Below are 21,493 nucleotides of genomic sequence, written 5' to 3' on the forward strand. Positions count from 1 at the left end.
ACTACTCGTTAGTTGCAATGAGATATTAAATGATGAGCAATGAAATTGTTCCTGTAACAAAACCATATCTACCGTCAAAAGATAAGTATAAACAATATGTTGATCGTGTGTACGAGAGCGGTTGGTTGACCAATAGTGGTCCTCTCGTTAAGGATTTAGAATCTCGACTAGCTGAGTATCTTGGTGTTAAGCATGTTATATTGGTTGCAAATGGCTCATTGGCACTTCAAGTTGCTTACAAAGCACTTAATCTAGCTGGAGAGGTGGTCACAACACCTTTCTCTTTCGCTGCGACCACAAGCACGCTTAATTGGGAAAATTTAACCCCTGTTTTTTGTGATATTGAAAGTGATACCTTTAATATCAATCCTGATTTAATTGAAGATCTTATTACAGAAAAAACGTCTGCAATAGTACCGGTGCACGTGTTTGGTAACCCATGTAAAGTAAATGAGATTCAAGCTATAGCAAACAAGCACGGTCTAAAAGTTATCTATGATGCCGCTCATGCTTTTGGTGTGGACCTAAATAAAAAAAGTGTATTAACGTACGGTGATATAAGTACATTAAGTTTCCATGCCACAAAGTTATTCCACACGATAGAGGGTGGAGCTGTGATTACACAATGTGATGAGCTAGCAGCTAAAGTACGCTCTATGATTAACTTTGGAATAACAGGACCGGATTCAATAGAAGGTGTTGGAACCAATGCCAAGATGAATGAGTTTGAAGCCGCTATGGGTCACTGTGTTCTAGATGATATAGAAAGTATCATGACCAAGCGAAGAGGCTTATGGCAAAGTTATCAAACCCACCTTTCTGATGTTTTCCAAATGCAATATTGGTCGGATAGCTCAAAACCTAATGGTGCGTACGTACCAATCGTGTTTGACTCGGAGCAGTCATTACTTAGAGCTAAGGCTAACTTGGAAGCGAATAACATTTTTCCAAGAAGGTACTTTTATCCAAGTTTAGATCTTGTCGATAGTTATGGTCATGAAGGAACTCCATGTGAAGTTAGTCGCTCGACTAGTAAAAGGATCTTATGCTTGCCTATATATTTTGATTTGTGTGAATCAATGGTAAACAAGATAAAACAAATACTTAAAAAATCATGATTGGTTGCAAAAAGAGAGTATAAGATGAGAAACAGCATCCTGAAATATCTACAAGCATCGTCGATGAAACATCCAGAAAATATTTGTGTTTCGGATTCGATCCACTCTTTGACTTATGCAGAAAGTACAGCAAAGTCATATGCTATCTCATTGCAACTAAGACAGCAGGGAAGTTTAAACAAGCCGATTGTTGTGTTTGCGAAAAAATCTGTAAATGCACTCTCCATGATCTTTTCTGCGACAATGGCTGGAGGGATTTACTGCCCCGTAGACATTAACTCACCTAAAGAACGACTATTAAAGATCTTATCTAACCTTCAAGATTGTCTTGTTCTTTATGATGAAACGTCTCGAAATTTATTAAATTCATTAGAATTAGATAGTCCAATTTCAACTATTAATATCGATGAAATACCAACATCTAAGCTACCTATGCAAGATATTTGGGCTGATATCGAAAAGTTTAATCAAACCGTTATTGATAAAGATCCATGTTATATAATTTTTACTTCAGGCTCTACAGGCACACCAAAAGGTGTCACTATTTGCCATTCTAGTGTTATTGATTATATTGATTGGGCTAATTCAGCCTATGAAGTGAGCAAGGCTGATATTATTGGTAGTCAAGCACCACTATTCTTTGATAACTCGACTTTAGACATCTATTTGGCGTTGTCTAATGCGGCAGAATTGCATGTTATTCCTGAAAGCGTGTTTATTTTTCCTCAGAAAACACTTGAATACCTGAAAGAAAAAGCAATAACAACGATCTTCTGGGTTCCTTCATTGCTTGTAAATATTGCGAACCTTAAGTTACTTGATCAGTTTCAATTGCCATGCTTGAAGAATGTATTGTTTGCTGGGGAAGTAATGCCAGCGAAGACGATTAAGTACTGGTTAGATAAGCATCCTAATGCTCATTACTCTAACTTGTACGGACCAACAGAAATTACCGTTGATTGCACCTACTATGATGTGCCGTCAGACTGGGATGGGGATAGCTTACCTATAGGGATCCCTTGCCATAACTCAGGAATTCTAATCCTAGATGAAAACGACCAACGTAATGATGAAGGTGAATTGTGCGTTCGAGGCTCTAGCTTAGCGCTTGGGTATTGGGCTAACTCAGAAAAAACAGAAGAGGTATTTTGTCAAAACCCACTTCAAGATAAATACATTGATATGATCTATCGTACCGGAGACTTGGTTAGACTTGTTGATGGTTTAATTTATTATATTGGTAGAAAAGACTTCCAGATTAAGCACAATGGCTATCGTATAGAACTTGGTGAAATTGAGTCTCAGATCATGGAGCTAGATGCTGTCGAACAGTGTGTTGTTGGTTATTTATCAGAAGATAAAGTGCTTTATTCTTTTGTTCAATGCAGTAGTTCGATGAGTGAAGTTGAGCTTAAAGTTGCACTGACGAAACGTTTACCAAAGTACATGATTCCAAGCAAGATTGGCTTTGTACAAGAAATGCTTTTTACGCCAAATGGTAAGTTAAATAGAAAAGCTTTTTCAGAGAAAGCACTACAAGAATTTGTAAAGGTTAAATAGTAGTATGTGTGAAAAAATTATAGCAATCTTAACCACAATGAAACCAGAACATGAGTTTGCTAAAGATACTGAACTTTTTGAATCAGGTCTGTTGGACTCTTTTGATTTGTTAGTCCTAGTAAGTGAGATCGAAGCTCAGCTAGCTATTTCAATTCCTGGTGAAGGTTTGGTTCCTGAGAATTTTGTTTCGCCGCATGTTATTGGTGAGTATCTTAAAACGATTCAAGGTTAATTTATGAAAAGTGATATTGGCAATATCTCGCTGAAAGGGATAGTCGCAGCCGTTCCAAAGCATATTTCTTACTTTGATGATGAGATAAAAAACTACTCACACACAGAGCAGAGTTCTAAAAAGCTGAAGAAGCTAATGGGATACAATCAACATCATGTTGTTTCAAAAGAAACGGCGCTCACTGATATGATTTTTCCTTTGCTTGAGGACCTGTCAACCACTCTTGGGTGCGACTATCAGGATGTGGATGGAATTTTGGTGGTAACTCAAACTCCTGATTACCCAATTCCGTCAACGGCTTCGATAGTACATGGCGCTTTTGACTTTAAAACCGATTGTTATTGCATGGACATCAACGATGGTTGCAATGGCTATATTCGAGGTTTGTTTGAAGCTTCGAGCCTAGTTCGTAATAGTGATGCGCAAAAAGTGTTGCTAATTGCTGGTGATGTTTTAAGCCGTAAGGTTTCTTTAAAAGATCGTAACTCATACCCTCTTATTGGGGATGCAGTTACTATCACTTTAATAGAAAGAAGAGCGGAAAATGTGAAGGCCCCTCTTGAGATCAAACATGATGGTAAAGGAGCAAAAGCTTTAATGATCCCATCAGGTGGTATGGTAAACCCTTGTACCTCTGATACTGCCGCTCTTGCTGAGGACGAAGAAGGAAATTGGCGTTGTTCTGAGCATTTGGTCATGCAAGGTAGAGATGTTTTTACGTTTACTCAAACAACGGTAATCAATTTTATTAAAGAGTTTATTGAAACGAACACAAAACCAGAAGAGATTGACTACTTTTTCTTTCATCAAGCAAATAAGTTTATCTTGGATCGTTTCCGTTCAGCACTGAAGGTAACGGAAGAGCAGTTACCTTCAGAGGTAGTGACTATTTATGGTAACTCTTCGTCCGCAACTGTCCCAATGTCGATTTTATCATCTTGGATGAAGAATTCGGGCTTTGAGGGTAAAAAAGCACTATTATCAGGCTTTGGTGTAGGTCTGAGTTGGGGGGCGACCTTGATTGATGTCAATGAACTTACACTATGTAAACTAATTAAGTTGGATGTATAAATGACTGTTTTTTTGGAAGAACTAGCTGAGATCCTAGAGTTGGAAGTAGAAGAGCTAACTCCTGATTTTGAATATCAAGAAACGGAAGAGTGGGACTCTTTAGCCCAATTATCTCTTATCACTTTATTCGCAGATGAATATCAAGTAGAAATTGGACACGGTGATTTAATCGAACGAAAAACTGTGGGTCAATTGCTCGAGCTACTTCCTCAGTAATTTCGATGAAAAGAAAAGTTCTTATCACAGGAGCGACTTCAGACATTGGCTTGAGTATTGCTCACAAACATGTTCAAAAGGGAAACTTTGTGATCCTTCTTGGACGTAATGAAGAGAGCCTTAAAACCGCTGAGGAATCTTTAGGAAAAGATTCCTCAGCCGCTTATGTTTGGGATTTGAAGTCTCCTTCATCATTAAAACCGCTGCTGAAAAAGATCGTTACTGAGCAAGGTAAAGTTACAGATCTTATCTGTGCTGCGGGCTACCATAAAATCTTGCCGTTGAAGTTAGTATCGGATGAAGAGCTTCTTTTGACTATGCAAACGAACGTAAATAGTCACTTGATCCTTTGCCAGCTTTTTTCGAACGCTTTATATTCAGATAAGTCTCAGGATAGAAGTATTACACTGATTTCTAGCATTGCCCATTTCGTTGGTGAGCCAGGATTAGTTGCTTATTCTGCAGCAAAAGGGGCTTTGATTTCTGCAAGTAAATCAATGGCTAGAGAATTAGCTCCGCGTAAAATCAGAGTAAATACCGTTTCGCCTGGATGGGTTGAGACCAAGCACACAAAAGATGTAGCGGTTGATTTGGGCGAAGCAGCACTTGAAAAGTTACATAACCTATATCCTTTAGGTTTAGGCAAACCTGAAGATGTTGCAGAGGCCTGTTATTTTTTGAGTAGCAGAGCGTCTCGCTGGGTGACTGGTTTAGATCTTGTGATTGATGGAGGGCGCAGTGTCTAAATTAAAGTTTGAAACCGTAATCGTGATCGGTTTTGGTAAGATAGCTCAAGACGTTGCTTCCAAGCTTCTTCAATATGATGTGACGCTGAAATTGTTACAGACAGAGATGCAACCTTTTTCTACTCTTGAGTCATTTGCTCAAAAACACGACGTCGCATATCAATTTAAGCATACGAAAGAAGATATCGAGTCTTCGTTACTCAGGTGGCTGTCTGGTAATACATTAATCATCAGTGCGAATAATAACTACCTTTTTAAAGGGAAGTTACTGACTTTAAAGAATGTAACTATTATCAATTTTCATAATGCACTTTTACCAAATTTACGAGGAAGAAACGCACCTAGTTGGGCTATTTTTCATCAATTAGAAAAAACCGGTGTCACTTGGCATTATGTTGATGAAGGTGTAGACACTGGTGAGGCTATTGCTTTTTCCGACGTATTAGTTGATAAGCATGACAAAGCATATCAGGTCGCTCATAAATGTATGCATGCCGGATTAGAAGCCTTTTCAAACGTAATTGATGAATTGTTGCAAACAGGCAGTACTCCTTGCTTGACTAAACAGCCATTGAGATACGACTATCTGTATCTGTCCAAAGATATCCCCGGAAATGGCTGGCTAGATATAAAACAATCAACGCTTGAGAACTATCGCATATTGAGAGCATTAGATTATGGACCATTTAAAGTTTTTCCTAAGGCTCTAATTGATAATGATGGTGATAGATACTCTGTACGTGCTTATCAGTTTATTGATGAACCAAGCGATAAATCTGTAAATAGTAGCGAAAATAGCATCGTGATAAATGATGAGTTTGGCTTATTAAAAATACACGTTGAAAAAACCGAGATTGAGCAGGGGTAAATAATGTCTAATCCAATTATTATATTTGGAGCTAGTGGTCTAGCTGCGGAAGTGTACAGCTGGATACAAGATGTAAATGATATTCGTGAACGTTTCTTGTGTTTTTGTGTGACTGACGAATATTTTGTATCAGGAACAACATTTTATGGCCACGAAGTAAAATCAATCTCCATGCTAGATGATCTTGAACAGTTTGATTTTATTTTGGCATTTGGAGGGGAAGGTTATGCTCGCGCTAGTATTGCCGAAATGCTAAAAGATAAAGGCGGTAATGCTATCTCATTTATTCACCCTAGTGTTGTGTTGAGCCCATTCTCTTTAATAGGTGAAGGTGTAATTATTAACCCAAACTGCAGCATCTCTCCTGGTGCAGCTATTGGTGACTTTTCGCTCATCAACTGTAATTGTGCTATTGGACATGATGTCAAAATTGGTCGCTATACCTCTTTACTAGGAAGCAATACCATCAATGGTCATGTAGAAATTGGTGAGAGAGTATTGATTGGCTCCGGAGCAACTATCCACCCTAAAGTTAAAGTAGCAGATGATGCGACAGTTGGCATGGGAGCTGTCGTATTTACCAAAGTGAGGTCAAATACCACCGTTCTAGGTAATCCTGCTAAAAAGATATAACTCTTCTTAATTAAATAAAATAGAAGACAGAGGAATAAAATGTCCACCAAAGTCTCGGTTATTTGTACTTGCTATAATCACGAAAAATATATTGAGCAGACACTTTTATCTATACTTAATCAGACAGTAGACTTTGAATACGAGTTGCTTATACATGATGATTGTTCTCCTGACAATAGTCGAAAAATTATCGATAGAGTTTTTAATGAGTATTCTGGGAAATGCCAAATAAAGAGAATTTATCCAGAGGAGAATATATACTCTAAAGGGTCATCAGCTGTACTTTTTAACATGTTGCCTCATGTTGATGGGGAGTTCATCGCTTTTTGTGAAGGTGATGACTATTGGGTTGATGACAACAAGCTTCAAAAACAGCTTGAAGCTTTGGCAAACCATAAGGATATTAATGCTTGTTTTCATCCTTCTTTGACTTTGCTAAAAGACCAGTTGGTTGACAAGAAATACGGATACCAAGGCGATTTAGAAAAGAAAATACCTTATCAGTACGTCATTAAGAAGGGCGGAGACACTATGCCTATGGCATCGATGTTTATTAGAAAAGAGCCGTTTTTTGACCTAATTTATCAACATGAAGACTTTTTCAAGCTTTATGGCGAGCACTCTGTGTTGCAGATTATCAATAGTATCGAGCAAGGCGCCTGGTACCTCCCTGAAAAAATGTCGGTTTATCGTAGCATGCATGAGGGCTCTTGGAGTCTCCAGCAAGCAAAAGACCCAACGGCAGAAGACCGAGAGTTTGAGCAATATAAAATCCGTATTCTTGGTTTGAACAAGATCTATCGCTATAAGTATTGGATATGCTTTTTAAGTATATATCTGAAAAAATCGAAAAAACATTACCTAAAGAAAATAAAGCGTTGGTTTAAAACTAAAGCTTAAAATAAAGCCGAGTTAATACTCGGCTTTTTTAGATAGAAGAGGTGGCTGTGGTGGTACGTTGTAAGGAGCCTGAGTTTGCTAACATAAAATGAGCAAGCTCTGACGTGATGCGCTCATGAGCTGCGACGTCTTTAATTAGAGCCACGATAGCTCTTGCCAGTTCATCCTCATTTTTCACAATTTTGATGAGGTTGTTCTGCTTCATTTCATGTACGATTTCTTTGAAGTTAAAGAAGCTTGGACCATTTATAATAGGGACGCCCAAAGCAGCAGGCTCCAATACATTGTGCCCACCAACCTTATCTCCAATTAGGCTACCGCCCATAAAGCAGATGTCCGCTGCACCCATCAACGTTAGCATCTCACCCATAGTATCGCCGAGATATACTTGAGTATTCGTCTCTACTGCATGAGTTGAAGTGCGACGCACAGTGTTAAAGCCTTGCTGTTGGCAAAGCGTGAATACATCATCAAATCGTTCTGGATGGCGAGGAACCAAAACGAGTAAAGCATTTGGATGAGATTTTAAAACTTGTCTATGTGCATCTAATACCTGTTCGTCCTCGCCTTTGTGGGTGCTAGCTGCAATCCAAATCGGACGATCGTTTCCAAGTTGGGCTCGAAGCTGCTGTCCTTGCTGTTTCACTTGCTCTGATATTTGAATATCGAACTTAATCGAGCCAGTAACGGATAGTTTCTTTTTCTCAACGCCTAAGCGTTCGAAGCGCTCTGCATCTGAATCCGTTTGGCAGAGTACTTGAGTTAGGCATGGATGAAGCTGGTTAAAAAGCCGCTGTATTTTGGCGTAGTTCTGACACGATTTTTCAGATAGGCGAGCATTCACGACTGTTATAGGGATACCCGCTTTGTAAACATGGTGAAGCGTGTTTGGCCACAGCTCAGTCTCAATGATCAACATTTGTTTTGGTTGTACTGATTTAAGAAAACCTTTGATAGCAAAACCAAAGTCAATTGGCATATAGCGGTGTTCAATTAAATCACCCAACTTAGCAATCTGTTCAGCTCCGGTACTTGTTGTTGTAGTAACTAGAATAGATTGTTCGGGGTTTTGTTCCTTAAGGGCTTTAATTAAAGGTGTTGCTGCTATGCTTTCACCAACAGATACGGCATGTATCCAAATAGGTTTGTCGTTGCTTTTTAGCTTGGGAGTTATGCCAAAGTGCTCTTTCCAGCGAGAGCCAAACTGAGGCTTATTTGGTTTGCTCTTGTACAAACCAAATAAAAGCAGCGGTGACGCTAGGGCGAGTAGTAAGGTATAAACAATACGAACTAACATGAGCTTATCGTAATGGCGTCAAGTTTTTGGATACTATCTAGCACTTGCTTAGGCGAAAGTTCTGTCAAACACTTAAGGTGTTTGTATTGACATTCACGCTGGAAACAAGGGCGACAATCAATATCGGTATGAACAATCTCCACTTTTTCTGCGAGTGGGGGGGTGTACTTCGGTGAAGTTGAGCCATACACTGCAACAACATTACAACCAACCGCAGCTGCCACATGCATTAAGCCTGAGTCATTCGCGACAACAGTCTTACATGCAGCAAGTAGGTCGACCGCTTCAATTAAGCTGGTTTGGCCTGCCAGAACATGAATGTGCTCATGGAATTGCGTCGGAACAAGTGCGCGAATATTGTTACAAGTCTCTAAGTCCTTTTGAGAACCAAACAACCAGATTTGATGCCCAGAACGAGCCATTTGTGTCGCAACTTCAGCGTAGTGTGTTTCGGGCCATTTTTTGGCAGGACCAAACTCTGCTCCTGGGCACAGTCCGATAATTGGTAGGTCTTGGGCTAAGTTGAACTTTTTGATCGTGGCTTGTTGCTCTGCCGCGTTGATTTCAAGGCGTGGGCGAGGCAAGGTTTCAAGCCCGCCGAGAGAGTTAGAATCCACCATTTCTGCTTTTGGATAAGCTAACGCTACATAGCGCTCTACCATGTACTGAAAAGACTTCATGTTAGGGCGTAAATCATTCAATAAACCATAGCGCATTTCTCCTTTCCAGCCAGTACGAAGAGGAATGTTGGCAAACCATGGGATCAGTGCCGATTTCGCTGATTTAGGCAAGATATAGGCGTGGTCATATTGCTTTTCACGTAACGATTTGCCAATTTCCCTGCGGCCTAATAAGTTAAACTCACCATGACCGATAGGCATTTCAATCGCTTGATGGATTTCTGGCATACGCTCAAGAATCGGTTTACACCATCCTGGAGCGATAACGTCAATTTGGCTATCTGGATGGCGTTGCTTTAATACGATATATAACGATTGCGACATTACCATATCGCCGACCCATGCAGGGCCAATGACTAAAATCTTCATGCTTTGTTTTTCCAGTATAGGAATTTCAAAATTGACTCATAAGTTCTAAAAAGTTCAGCGTATATTTTATTCGCAAGAGTCATTTTGGATTTATCTTTTCTTTTACCACCAATCGTCGAAGCAATCTCTGCTCTAGTAAAGAGATCTGGAGACACGCTGTAAACTTGAACACCATGTCTCCATGGTTTTTCCATGTAGTCATCGACTGGTTCAATAAACTTTTGAGCATGCATAACAAACTTTGATGCTGCTTTAGGTGTGACGATATAAGCGGTGGTACCACAAGTGCCTGCTGAGTATCCCCCTAGCATATGATTATCATCAATAGGTACGATTGGGGTGAATACACGCTTCTGAGTGGCAGACAATTTGATGTAGTCATAATTAGAAGTCAATGGAAGGGTATGTTCGAGTACTTGCTTCAGCCCTTCTACGGGGTCGACGTTGTCTTCTAAGATGACGATCGGTTCATCAAGCTCAACACATCGAACCCACAACTCGTAATGGCTTGCAAAACAGGCGACTTCACTGGTTTTTAATTGATACCCTTTGCGGCGTAGAGTAATGGTTGGACGACTTTTTTCTGAATGAAGAAAACGGTCAACAGAGCCATCTACTGCATCAAAAAATTCAAACGTAATGCCTTGTTGTTTTAACTTTTCTTCAATACGTTCTCGGCGATCTAGTGATCGAGCCAAGCTTACGACAAATACTTTCACTGCACTTTCCAGTCGCTGTTATATCTTGGTTTAAACAAATTGTAATAGTTATTGCCGTCTTCTTGAGAGTGCAGCAACTGTAGTACCCACATATATTGTTCGGGTTTATCACCGACAAAATATTCAATGGCTTCATTACAGGTACGAGCGTCTTGCTCTTCGCCTTTATCCAGCTCAAACGCTGGTAAAATCTCAATATCAAACGTACCATCTTCAGTGTTCATCGACGCAAATAGAGGCAGTACTTTTGAGCGTGATAGTTTCGCAATTTTGCCTAAACCAGGTAGCGTTGCTTTACGTGTTGCAAAAAAATCCACAAACACACTATGCTCTGGGCCGTGATCTTGATCAGGTAGATAATACCCTACATAGCCATCTCGAATGGATTTCAGAAAAGGCTTAATGCCACCTGAGCGTTCATAAACACGGCCACCGTATTGGACTCTTTGCTTGTGCATCAGCCAGTCAGCAACATCATTCTTTTGTTTCTTCGCCATTGCAGAAACTGGCATTCCCATTGAAGCGAGCAAGATAGCAGGCACATCAATTGCCCAAGAGTGGGGAACCATTAAAATCACATTTTCGTTGTTATCAATGTGCTGTCGTAAAATGTCTAGGCCGCGAATTTGGCAACGGTTCTGAAGCCATTTTGGTGAGCGTAAACTTAGTAACCCGAAGCGAAAAAAGAACATGGCTGCTGTGTAGAGTGTTTTTTCTATCAAAGTTTCACGTTCTTGGAACGACTTTTCCGGAAAACACAGCTCAAAGTTAACCCTCGCTCGGTGAGCTGGACCTTTGTGGGATTTACACAGTTTTTTGGCTATGGTTTTCGCTAACCACTTTTGTAAACCCAGAGGCATTAATGATAACGGTAAAAATAAGATAACACCTAACCACGTGCCCCAGTACTTAGGCGACAGAAAGTGGCGCTTAAACTCAGGGTTATATGCTTTAGGGTCGAAGTCATCACGTTTTATGGTCATGGCGTGTCTAGTTACCTATTCGTGTGTGGGCGAAGTGGTTTAAATGAGAAAAAGATAGTTAGGAATGATACAGGCTATTGCACTTGAGTAAAGGTGGCAGGTTATGGTTCTACCACCTTGTGGTGCTTAACTGTTTTGGATAGTCAAGTATTCGGCAACGCCTTCTGCAACTGTCTTGAATTCAACATCACAACCTGCGGTGCGCAGTTTGGTCAGATCCGCTTGTGTGAATTCTTGGTAAGCGCCTTTTAGGTGTTCAGGGAATGGGATGGTTTCAATTTGGCCTTTGCCATGATGCTTGATAACTGCTTTTGCTACCTCTTCAAAAGATTCAGCACGGCCAGTACCACAGTTAAAAATACCTGATACGCCGTTTTCTAAGAACCACAGGTTTACTTTACATACATCACCAACGTAAACGAAGTCGCGTTTGAATGATTCGCTGCCCGCGAACAATTTAGGATTTTCACCTGCGTTAAGTTGGTTGTTTAGGTGGAACGCAACTGATGCCATGCTACCTTTGTGGTCTTCACGTGGGCCATAGACGTTGAAGTAGCGGAAGCCGGTGATTTGAGAAAGGGTCTCACCATGCTCTTCAGCGTCTTGCCATAGGCGACGAACGTAGTTATCAAACTGCTGTTTCGAGTAACCGTATACATTCAGTGCGCCTTCGTATTCGCGTTCTTCAACGAAAGTATCGGTATCGCCGTAAGTGGCTGCGGAAGAAGCGTATAGGAATGGAATCTCGCGATCTAAACAGTAATGCAGCAGCTCTTTAGAGTACTCGTAATTGTTTAGCATCATGTACTTACCATCCCACTCAGTCGTTGCAGAGCAAGCACCTTCGTGGAAAATTGCCTCAATCGGACCAAAATCATCGCCCGCCATAATTTGGGTCAGAAAGTCGTCACGATCCATGTAATCTGTGATGTCCAGATCAACTAAGTTCTTAAACTTTTTGCCATTTTTTAGGTTGTCGACAACCAGGATATCGTTAATACCAGCTTCGTTTAGTGCTTTAACAATGTTGCTGCCGATCATGCCAGCGCCACCAGTTACGATGATCATAGAACTTCCACCATAGATTAAAATTTTCTCAGGAATTCTAGCAAGAAACGAAAAGTAGCGCTATTGGAAGCAGGAAGATAGGTTTGAGTCTTCTATGACTCTGTATCTAGATATGAAAAAGGGAGCCGCAGCTCCCTTGATTACTTTATTATTCCACATCCGAACGGTTAGGCCTTTGATACCAAGGATTTCGCTCATCGGTCAACTCAATCAAGCTGTATTTACGTCCGAGTTTCTGTCCTCCGTCACGAGTAAGAGGCTGCCAACTAAAGTTCGCACGATTGTTGCTTGGCTTAACGGTCATGATGTCAAATGGAATCGACAAGTAGAAACCTTTGGTAAAGCTACCTTCACCAAATTCATCCGCAGACAAGTCTGTAAATGACGCAAAGGCACCAGCAATTACGCCACTCTTGAACTGCTTAGAAACGTTGATTTGTGTACCAACATCACCAGCTAGGAACTGACCAACATCGAATTGGATCATCAAATCTTGTAGGAATTCCCATTGAGGGTAGTAGTAACCAGATACAAAACCAGTGAAGCCTTTATCAATAACTTGGAACGGACGTCCATATTCTGGCACGTTTTGCCATTTCTCATCGTAAACACCGAAGTAACTTTGTGGATCACGTTGAGAAATTACGTTGACGTCAGCGCCAATCGCCCAGTTAGCTCCTTGTGGACGGTAAAGAAACTCGGTACCGACTCCAGCAAACATACTCTCCAGATAGCCCGCGTAGAATTGCTGATCCATCGTATCGGAATACTCTTGGAACCAAGTCAATTGTAAGTTTGACATGGTTACAGCATGTTCATTTTGGTAAGCGCGGAACATGGTGCGAACACGAGGAACAGTAGTGCCATCAGGTGGAGTGACATAAATAAACTTATCGTAGTTGTTATACCAATCCCAGTATAACGAACCGCCAATTTCAAGGTTGTCCGTCAGCCAATATGAGGCATTACCGCTTAGCCCTACACTAAAGAGATAGAAATCTTCAGCGTTTCCGAGAGTTTGAACTAGTTTAGGTGCAAAGCCCCAATCAAAACGTTCAAAACCATCGTAGACAGATTCTCCCATTGGCTGAGTAGTAGCCCTTGAGGTTGCATCTTCTATTTTCGGATTGATGTAATTAACTTGGGCAAAGTCGCGATATTTCTCTTTGGAGATAACCGTTTGATCGCCGATCAGACCACGACTGCGTTCATTGATAGTAAAGGTATCAATGTTGTCTGGCACTTCGTTGTAAAGGACTGCCGCTGCTTTTTCATGAGCTTCATTGCGATCACGATACTTTTTCTGCTCACCAACGACAGTTACTGTATTGTCATCAACATAAATACGCGTGTTTTGGTAACCAGCAATTTTGTCTAAATCTTCTGTTACACGTTCCCAATCAACATCAGACAGTTCTTCAGGCTGGCTATCTTCGATTTCTGGTGTTGGTGTATCTCGCCAGAATGATGGCATGTCATTGAAATTAGTGTTTAGCGTTAAGCCTGCTACTAAAGTATCGCCGCGTTCATAACTTAAACGAAAATCGGCCATGCCTAGACGGTAGAGGACACCAAAGTTCCATGGTGTGTGGGGCTTCATATCAACATCTGCCCCCACAACTGCATAGTCTGTAGAATAATCATTGCTGTCGTACTCAACTTTAAATCGTAAAGGAGCGTGCAACGTCTGGAACTCTATACCACCAAATAAAGCCGCGGGCCCTTTGAAAGCTCTGTCAAAATTAGTTGTTCCTCCAGAATCAAGAAACTCTTCAGAACGTTCACAGAATTTGTCTGATGCTTTGCAAAATGGATTGGTTATATTGTCTCTGGTTCCCAAGTAGCCCCAACCCATACCCAAAGTAAAATCAAAAGTACCTAATTTCGAATTAGAATATCGTTTTGTCGCTGCAATAAACTCAGCATCAAAAAGGCCGGTACCAGCAAAGTCTCGTACTCCCAGGGCGATTTCTGGTATGTATTCAGATTCTTCCCATAATCTAAATTTAAAATCTATCCCTTTGTCTGTGTATTCATTATCAACATCGGGGAAGGATGATGAGTAAGGCAGGTCCTTAACTTGAGTGTAACGGATGGTTGTTTCTAACCAAGGCATGAGTTGCAGAGTTACATTGTAAAAAAGGTACTCATCACTACCTGTTACCGAAAAGTTGAATTCCCCTTCAGGAGCCATACGTCCGGTTGGCATCTGCATTAAGCCAACACCACCAAAGTCAGATTGAGAAGGTTGTAAAGAGGGGGCCTCAAAGGGCATGTCTTGAGCCCAAACCAATGCTGGGCCCATTAAAGAAAGGGTTAAGCTTTTTCTAATTGGCATCATTGTGGTCTCTTTGTGGAATTTGGTATCAATTGAGTGAGTAGACGGACAATATCTTGGTCCATTTCGGAGTATTCAAGATTACCAAACGGAATATATACCAATGTCAGAGGTGGTAAGTAATATTGTGTCGTTAACCAAGCTCCGTGATGCGGCTTAACTACGTGACCATCTGGGTAGATCAACACTGGCTGTGTTGATAACGCACCAATGTTATTTTTCAAATTCTCTATTTGTCTTTGCAAAGGGATGCCTGCTTGCGCCTTAACGGAATACACGCTACTTAGGTTTCCTAAGTAATACACTTTTTCTTCGCGTAGAGGGCTAGCGAGCAGGTAATCGCCGCTCAACAGTGGGTTGTCGATTTTATCTAGTCGAATTTTATCAACATCGATCGCAGACAGTAAGCGTGGTGCAAAGCTTTGCTTCTGAATGAACTTGTAGAATGGATGTGCGACCAAATTGTGTTGAATCATTTGATTGAGCACCGAGTTCTTTAAAGCGGTAGAGGTTTTCTCGGCGTGTTCCGATTTATCAAACAAAGTGGTACCAAGAGAATATTGCAGAGAGACGCTTTGCTCCCTAGCAAGTGCTAACACACTTTCTAAACGAGCCGTCCCTTGAAATTGTAGCCGTTTGCCTGCTTCTAGCAATTCAACATTTAATGGTTGCATAGCAGAGGTTTCTGTTTGAGCGAAGCTAGGCATGCTCAAAAGCGGCATGACCAAACCGAATAATGTGAGTAGTTGCTTGCTCATGATTTGCTATATCCCTTCAAAATAGTTAACTCAACCGGAATCATATTTGGCCCTAGGTGTTGCAAGGTTTTAACGACCTGACCCTGTTCATTGACCCAATAGTAGTTTTCGACCGATTGAGAAAGACTTCTAAACTCAACAGCTTCTTTATATACGTTGGTCATAGTGCTAGAAATAGGTGTTGTTAACGTTTCTTGGCCTGAGTAAGAACGCGTTATGTTTGCAGGAAAGCCATAACGGTATTGTGTTGCCCAATCGTATGAGAGTGCGTAGTTGACAGAGGTTGAGTCTAAAGAAAAATCTGGAACGTCACCGTAAACACCCGCTAAGTCGCCACTCTGTAGTCCAATCGTTTTGACGATGTGCCCATTTTCTGTAACGATCATGGCTTTATCGGCGCTTACCCATTTCAATTGTGTTTTTCCATTTTGCGGATTTCGTTCCGCGAAAGCTAAAACGACAAACACCTGCTTCTGATTTCCAAGTTTCAAATAGGCACTGGCATATGGAATAGCATTGATTTCTTCTGGTGTCATCTCTACATCAATGTAGTTACCGTAGGCTTCTTGGACGGTTGCTGAAACATCATTGAATTTCTGTGTGCAGCCAAAGAGTACAAGGAGTAATGGAAGAATGAGGAGTTGGCGTATCCATTTAGGTATTCGGAAGATATTCATTGATCCCTCTTACAAATAAAATCGCCCTGACTTAATCAGGGCGATTGGCTTCTGTTCTACAAAACGAAATTAGTTAGAAGTAGAAGTAGAAGTAGATGTTGAAGTAGATGTTGAGTCGCTATCTGACGCTGCAACTGCTACTACAGTTACTGCTGCTGCTGCGCCTACACCTACAGCTGTCGTGCCAGTTGCTGACGCAGAAGCTGCGCCTGTTGAGCCTGCTTCTTCTGCTGCAAATGCAGATGTTGCGCTTAGAGCCATAAGAATAGCTAGAGCTGTATTCTTCATTATTAATCCTTGTGTATCCGGTATAAAAACATCGATGTTTGGTAGCATAAAAAATGCTCCAAATTATATTCTAGATAAAAAAGCCTTAGCATGTAAATAGTTTCTTATTTTGCCATGGCTTTCGATCTCATTTCTAACACCAGCGTGACATTGCACGGTTATCTTGCTCCCTTGCTTGCTGATAAACTATCAAGAGTGCATAATTTGTCTGCCTATTTCCTTCAGCACTAGAGGCTTGAAGTCAATAGGTCGTTTTTACTTAGACCATATAGAAAGCGATACAGTGGCTTACGCTCCATGCCTCAGGGCGGTAGCGTGCAAGCTTTTCAGTATTTAATGATCTGCATAGCAAAATTTAACTTTGCCTTGTCAGGCAATATTATTACCAGTACTAGGAACTTTTACGTGATAAGAAAGCAGCATTGTTTGGGAATACTTGGTGCACTGGGCTTGAGCCTGAGTTCTTTTTCAGCGTCAGCCGATTTTTACGCAGGCGCTCTAGTGAGCTACTCAAATGCAGAATTGAAAAGCTCACCTTCTGAGTCCGTGAAAGAGGGAAGCCCCTTTCTTCTTAGTGCTCAAGCAGGATACTTCTTTAATGACTACATTGGTTTAGAAGGGCGTTACGGGACATCAGTTCAACGTGACAGTGGTCTTGCTGTTGATAGCGCTTTGAGCGGCTTTGTTAAGCTGAATATGCCAGTTTCAGAGCGAGTTGCACTTTATGGTTTAGCTGGATATTCAAGCGTTCAGCTTGATCTACAAAATGTAGGTTCTCACAAAGAACAAGGATTTAGTTTTGGGTTAGGTATGCACTACGCTTTAAATAACCAAAGCGCGGTGATATTTGAGTTCGTTGATAACGTCTCTGAAGACCAAGTTCGCCTTAACTCGATTACACTGGGTTTTCAGCACCGATTCTAATTTAAATACCTAGAGCTCAAACTTGGGGCTAGGGTCTTTTATTCAATTATTATAGTGACATACCATGTTTAAAGGATATTTCTCTATTGCCGCTTTTATATTGGCAAGTACGTTTGCGTCTTATTCAATGGCACAAACACCCACTCCAGAACAAATGAAAATGTTTCAAAACCTACCCGCCGACCAACAAAAGGCCTTGGCGAGTAAGTATGGTTTCTCCATTCCTTCTAGTTCATCTTCAAACAAGTCTCCTTACGAAAATCCGCAAGTAATCCAACCTAGAACTGAAGCTAGTAGCGCTGTATCTTCCAATATCGAAGAACAATGGCTCAAAAAAGGTGAGCAGGGAGAGCTTAAACGCTTTGGTTTAGATCTTTTTGCTGGTTCTCCAAGCACCTTTGCTCCGATCAGTGATGTTCCTGTGCCAGCAAATTACACCGTGGGTGCAGGTGATGAAATCATTGTGCAGTTGTTTGGTAAGGAGAATGAAACGCATCGTTTACGCGTAAATCGTGCGGGCACAATCAACTTCCCCTCACTTGGGCCGGTAAATGTTGCTGGCATGCACTTTTCTGATGTTCGTGACTCTCTAACGCAACGTGTAAAAGAGCAAATGATTGGTGTGCGCAGTGATATCTCATTGGGTGAATTACGCACCATGCAAGTGTTTGTAATGGGGGATGCATATAAGCCTGGTGCCTACACGGTTAGCGCATTAACGACAATTTCACAAGCTATTTATTACAGCGGCGGTTTTGGTGAAAGTGGGGCGCTGAGAGATATCCAGCTAAAGCGTGATGGTAAAATCATTCGTAAGTTGGATATGTATGACCTTTTACTAAAAGGTGATGCAAGTAATGATGTGCGCTTGCTACCGGATGATGTTGTTTTAATTGGTTCTGTTAACGATACAGTGTCTATAGAAGGCGAAATCAACCGCCCTGCAATTTATGAAGTCAAGCAAGGTGAAACATACCAGCAACTTATTCAGATGGCTGGTGGTTTTACTGCGAATGCCCATGTCGAGCAATTGGAGATAAAACGCTACGCTTCACATGGCGCTCGTGAGGCTCTGACGCTTGATTTCAATAAAACGCAAGATCGACAGAGTAAAGTTAAAAATGGCGATGCCATCAAGATCTTGAAAAAAAGCGAAGAGCTTACTCGTTACGTACAGATAGAGGGAGATGTTCGTCATCCTAGCTATGTGGAATGGCGCAATGGTCTTCGTGTTGCTGATCTTTTCAAATCTGTTGACTCAGCTTTTAATTCTACAGCTGATGTTAACTATGCGGTTGTGGTTAGAGAGATTAATCCGCAACGTGATATTGAAGTGTTCCAACTAAGCTTAGCCAACGCAATTCTATCACCAGGTAGCCAAGACAACCTCCAGTTACAATCACGAGATCGTATATTGGTTTTCAACCGCTTTAATAACGAAGACTTGGATACATTGGCAACACAAGAGGCTGTTTCAAAAGCAAAAACATTGGAGCAAGCGCAAGAGCAAGCTGAGCTGGAACAACAGCAAGAGCAAGAAGTGATGAGCTCTTCTGTTGCCGTTTCGCATTCAGCAAACGGTACGCTGAACAACCCGAGCACCACAGAGCAGGCGAAACCAGCTAAAATCATTTTCCGTGGTAAAGAGATTACAGAGGAAGACTTTGAAAAGCTGAAGCAAAATACTCGTCGCACTTTACTTGCCCCTGTGTTGTTACAACTTCAGCAACAGTCTCGTTTGGGACTAGCCCCTCAAATTGCTGAAGTCTTTGGTGAAGTCAAGCACCCAGGGCGTTATCCGATTACTCCAAGAATGACGGTATCAACGCTTATTGAAGCAGCTGGTGGTTTGACTTACAACGCATTTACAATTAATGCAGAACTAGCACGAACTGCGATTAATAGTGCGGATGAACGTGCTTATATTGATGTTGAACGTATTGATCTGCGTAAAGCAATTCAAGGCAGTGCTTCAGACGATGCAGTTATCGTGGGGCGAGATCGTTTGAACATCTTAGAAAAGCCAAATGTGAAGCTACAAAGCACAGTCACTTTACAGGGTGAAGTTCGTTTCCCAGGAACCTATACCGTGCGTCAAGGTGAAACCTTAAGTGAGTTATTGGACCGAGCAGGTGGTCTCACAGAGTTTGCTCATCCTCAAGGAGCGATATTTACGCGTGAAGCATTGCGTTTACAAGAGCAGAAGCTTTTAAACCAATATGCAGCAGATATGCGCAAAGAAACCGCGAAGAAGACGTTCCGAGCCGATAGTAATATGGGCTCTGTAATTTCAGACCCAGAGAAAACTTTAGCGTTTGTAGAGGAAGCAAGTCGAAGCAAAGCACTTGGCCGTATGGTAGTACAGTTAAACCGTATTTTAAAAGGCGAGCGCTCAGCAGACTTTATGCTTGAGGACGGTGATTTCCTCTTCGTTCCAACTTTCCGAAACACTGTTTCAATTATGGGTGAAGTTCAGGTTCCAATTACTTACTTACTAGATAATAAGTTAGATGTGAACGACTACCTAAATAAAGCCGGAGGCGCTAAGAAGCAAGCGGACGAAGACCGTATCTTTGTCGTTCGCGCAGACGGTTCGGTTTATAAGCCAACATCAGGCTATTGGTTCGGCAACAATCATGAAGAGCTAAAAGCGGGCGACACAATTGTTGTACCGATTGATACCGACTACCGCGATGCACTAAGTACTTGGACTGCAGCCACTCAGATTCTTTATCAAACAGGTGTAGCGATAAACGCGTTGAAGTAAAGGTAAAAGGTCCTAGGGAATAATAGCTCCTAGGACCTAGTATTTTGAGAATACTGATTATGGAGCGCTTCACTTACCGATGACGAGAGCTTAAAACCTCATTCCACGAAAAGAAGCGAGACTAGGAATTTGTTCTCATAAAACGTCGACTGCGTTTGAAAGCAAAAGCGGAAGATTCGCGTGTCTGCAATCGAATTAATATTCAGTATTCATTAATCCATACACATTTTCACCGATCCTACTCTTGGCTCTAGATTAAACGTCTAACCTAGAACCTAGGATCCTAGGACCCAGAACTTCCATGGAACCACAAAAAGAACCCAACCCAAACACCTTACCATATCCACTCCAACCGCAAAACGTAAGTGATGAAATCGACTTGCGTGAGCTCTTTAAAGTCTTATGGAAAGGCAAGTGGATCATCATTGTCACTACATTTGTTTTTGCTATTGGCTCTGTACTATACGCACTAAGTTTGCCAAATATTTACAAAGCCGATGCTTTGTTAGCGCCTGCAGAAAGTTCAAATGGCGGTGGATTATCTAGTATGGCAAGTCAATTAGGAGGGCTTGCAAATTTAGCAGGAGTTAATTTAGGGGCATCAGAGTTGTCTCAAACTGACATTGCTGTTCAAGTACTAAAGTCAAGAAAATTCATTGAAAATTTTATCATTAAACATGACTTACTTATAACTTTGATGGCAACGAAAGCATGGGATATATCTAATGATGAGCTAATTTACGATGAAGAAATTTATAATGTTCAATCAAAAGAATGGTTAAGAAAACCAACAGGACTACGCAAGTCTAAACCATCATATCTTGAAGCTTATGACTACTTTATTGAGCACGTTCTAGAAATAAAGCAGGATAAAGATAGTGGTTTATATCAGATATCAGTAATGCATTATTCGCCTAATATAGCAAAGGAATGGGTGGATTGGTTGATTGAAGATATTAATATTGATATGAGAAAAAGAGCAATCGACGAGTCGTCAAGAAACTTAAAATACCTAAACGAGCAGCTAAATCGGACTTCATATTCTGAAATGAAAAGTACATTTTATAAACTAATCGAAGAGCAAATGAAAAGTTTGATGTTAGCTGAGGCTCAAGAAGAATATGTTTTTAAAATTATAGATCCTTCAGTTGTGCCAGAAAATAAAGCAAAGCCTAAGAGAGCGATAATTTGTATACTAGGAACTATGCTTGGTATTTTGTTTTCGATATTATTTTTGACAGTTCCTTTTATTTTTAAAAAGTAAATCTGAGTTTAGGTGGT

At 41.0% G+C, this 21,493-nt stretch carries 21 protein-coding genes; 12 read left to right on the forward strand and 9 right to left on the reverse strand.

Annotated features, from left to right (window positions below; genetic code table 11):
- Window positions 1-29 precede the first annotated feature (29 nt).
- The 9 genes from R7P74_RS13165 (at window position 30) to R7P74_RS13205 (ending at window position 7,344) form a co-directional block, all read left to right on the forward strand.
- Window positions 30-1,118 (forward strand): DegT/DnrJ/EryC1/StrS family aminotransferase, encoded by a 1,089-nt coding sequence (locus R7P74_RS13165; protein WP_206170716.1) that lies wholly within the window; start codon window positions 30-32, stop codon window positions 1,116-1,118.
- Between the two features lie 63 nt (window positions 1,119-1,181).
- Complete coding sequence (locus R7P74_RS13170; protein ID WP_198556784.1) at window positions 1,182-2,678, forward strand: amino acid adenylation domain-containing protein; 1,497 nt, start codon at window positions 1,182-1,184, stop codon at window positions 2,676-2,678.
- A 37-nt stretch (window positions 2,679-2,715) separates the two neighbouring features.
- A complete protein-coding gene (locus R7P74_RS13175; RefSeq protein ID WP_161782023.1) occupies window positions 2,716-2,910 on the forward strand; it encodes a phosphopantetheine-binding protein in 195 nt (64 codons plus the stop codon).
- Window positions 2,911-2,913: 3 nt separating this feature from the next.
- On the forward strand, window positions 2,914-3,981 hold the full coding sequence (locus R7P74_RS13180) for a ketoacyl-ACP synthase III (RefSeq protein WP_136976548.1): 1,068 nt from the start codon (window positions 2,914-2,916) through the stop codon (window positions 3,979-3,981).
- On the forward strand, window positions 3,982-4,197 hold the full coding sequence (locus R7P74_RS13185) for a phosphopantetheine-binding protein (RefSeq protein WP_021453150.1): 216 nt from the start codon (window positions 3,982-3,984) through the stop codon (window positions 4,195-4,197).
- Window positions 4,198-4,202: 5 nt separating this feature from the next.
- Window positions 4,203-4,943 (forward strand): SDR family NAD(P)-dependent oxidoreductase, encoded by a 741-nt coding sequence (locus R7P74_RS13190; protein ID WP_033905964.1) that lies wholly within the window; start codon window positions 4,203-4,205, stop codon window positions 4,941-4,943.
- On the forward strand, window positions 4,936-5,811 hold the full coding sequence (locus tag R7P74_RS13195) for a formyltransferase family protein (RefSeq protein WP_198556783.1): 876 nt from the start codon (window positions 4,936-4,938) through the stop codon (window positions 5,809-5,811). Before R7P74_RS13190 ends, R7P74_RS13195 begins: the two co-directional genes overlap by 8 nt.
- A 3-nt stretch (window positions 5,812-5,814) precedes the next feature.
- Window positions 5,815-6,444, forward strand: a complete 630-nt coding sequence (locus R7P74_RS13200) for a NeuD/PglB/VioB family sugar acetyltransferase (RefSeq protein ID WP_033905966.1) — start codon at window positions 5,815-5,817, stop codon at window positions 6,442-6,444.
- Window positions 6,445-6,483: 39 nt separating this feature from the next.
- Window positions 6,484-7,344, forward strand: a complete 861-nt coding sequence (locus R7P74_RS13205) for a glycosyltransferase family 2 protein (RefSeq protein WP_225473525.1) — start codon at window positions 6,484-6,486, stop codon at window positions 7,342-7,344.
- Between the two features lie 28 nt (window positions 7,345-7,372).
- Here the strand turns inward: R7P74_RS13205 and waaA are convergent, their stop codons facing one another.
- The 9 genes from waaA to R7P74_RS13250 all read right to left on the reverse strand — a co-directional run bounded on the left by waaA (window position 7,373) and on the right by R7P74_RS13250 (window position 16,521).
- Window positions 7,373-8,641 (reverse strand): lipid IV(A) 3-deoxy-D-manno-octulosonic acid transferase, encoded by a 1,269-nt coding sequence (gene waaA, locus R7P74_RS13210; protein WP_318122903.1) that lies wholly within the window; start codon window positions 8,639-8,641, stop codon window positions 7,373-7,375.
- A complete protein-coding gene (gene waaF, locus R7P74_RS13215; RefSeq protein WP_225473527.1) occupies window positions 8,635-9,690 on the reverse strand; it encodes a lipopolysaccharide heptosyltransferase II in 1,056 nt (351 codons plus the stop codon). Before waaF ends, waaA begins: the two co-directional genes overlap by 7 nt.
- Window positions 9,687-10,409 carry a glycosyltransferase family 25 protein gene (locus tag R7P74_RS13220; RefSeq protein ID WP_186584527.1) on the reverse strand — a complete coding sequence of 241 codons (723 nt, stop codon included), beginning with the start codon at window positions 10,407-10,409 and terminating at the stop codon, window positions 9,687-9,689. Before R7P74_RS13220 ends, waaF begins: the two co-directional genes overlap by 4 nt.
- A complete protein-coding gene (gene lpxM / locus R7P74_RS13225; RefSeq protein ID WP_132936695.1) occupies window positions 10,406-11,392 on the reverse strand; it encodes a lauroyl-Kdo(2)-lipid IV(A) myristoyltransferase in 987 nt (328 codons plus the stop codon). The genes R7P74_RS13220 and lpxM overlap by 4 nt, the downstream gene beginning before the upstream one ends.
- Before the next feature lie 126 nt (window positions 11,393-11,518).
- A complete protein-coding gene (gene rfaD, locus R7P74_RS13230; protein WP_017634969.1) occupies window positions 11,519-12,460 on the reverse strand; it encodes an ADP-glyceromanno-heptose 6-epimerase in 942 nt (313 codons plus the stop codon).
- A gap of 148 nt (window positions 12,461-12,608) precedes the next feature.
- A complete protein-coding gene (locus R7P74_RS13235; RefSeq protein ID WP_225473528.1) occupies window positions 12,609-14,801 on the reverse strand; it encodes a YjbH domain-containing protein in 2,193 nt (730 codons plus the stop codon).
- Window positions 14,798-15,556 (reverse strand): capsule biosynthesis GfcC family protein, encoded by a 759-nt coding sequence (locus R7P74_RS13240; RefSeq protein WP_225473531.1) that lies wholly within the window; start codon window positions 15,554-15,556, stop codon window positions 14,798-14,800. Before R7P74_RS13240 ends, R7P74_RS13235 begins: the two co-directional genes overlap by 4 nt.
- Window positions 15,553-16,233, reverse strand: a complete 681-nt coding sequence (locus R7P74_RS13245) for a YjbF family lipoprotein (protein ID WP_064368922.1) — start codon at window positions 16,231-16,233, stop codon at window positions 15,553-15,555. Before R7P74_RS13245 ends, R7P74_RS13240 begins: the two co-directional genes overlap by 4 nt.
- Before the next feature lie 69 nt (window positions 16,234-16,302).
- Window positions 16,303-16,521 carry a hypothetical protein gene (locus R7P74_RS13250; RefSeq protein WP_225473533.1) on the reverse strand — a complete coding sequence of 73 codons (219 nt, stop codon included), beginning with the start codon at window positions 16,519-16,521 and terminating at the stop codon, window positions 16,303-16,305.
- Window positions 16,522-16,926: 405 nt separating this feature from the next.
- On the opposite strand from R7P74_RS13250, the gene R7P74_RS13255 reads away from it, so the two are divergent.
- The 3 genes from R7P74_RS13255 to R7P74_RS13265 all read left to right on the forward strand — a co-directional run bounded on the left by R7P74_RS13255 (window position 16,927) and on the right by R7P74_RS13265 (window position 21,476).
- Window positions 16,927-17,445, forward strand: a complete 519-nt coding sequence (locus R7P74_RS13255) for a porin family protein (RefSeq protein ID WP_225473534.1) — start codon at window positions 16,927-16,929, stop codon at window positions 17,443-17,445.
- A gap of 64 nt (window positions 17,446-17,509) precedes the next feature.
- A complete protein-coding gene (locus R7P74_RS13260) occupies window positions 17,510-20,212 on the forward strand; it encodes an SLBB domain-containing protein (RefSeq protein WP_318122904.1) in 2,703 nt (900 codons plus the stop codon).
- Between the two features lie 301 nt (window positions 20,213-20,513).
- Window positions 20,514-21,476, forward strand: coding sequence for a Wzz/FepE/Etk N-terminal domain-containing protein (locus tag R7P74_RS13265; RefSeq protein ID WP_225473536.1), 963 nt, complete (start codon window positions 20,514-20,516; stop codon window positions 21,474-21,476).
- Window positions 21,477-21,493: the final 17 nt, after the last annotated feature.

It is taken from the genome of Vibrio sp. 2033 (assembly GCF_033339735.1).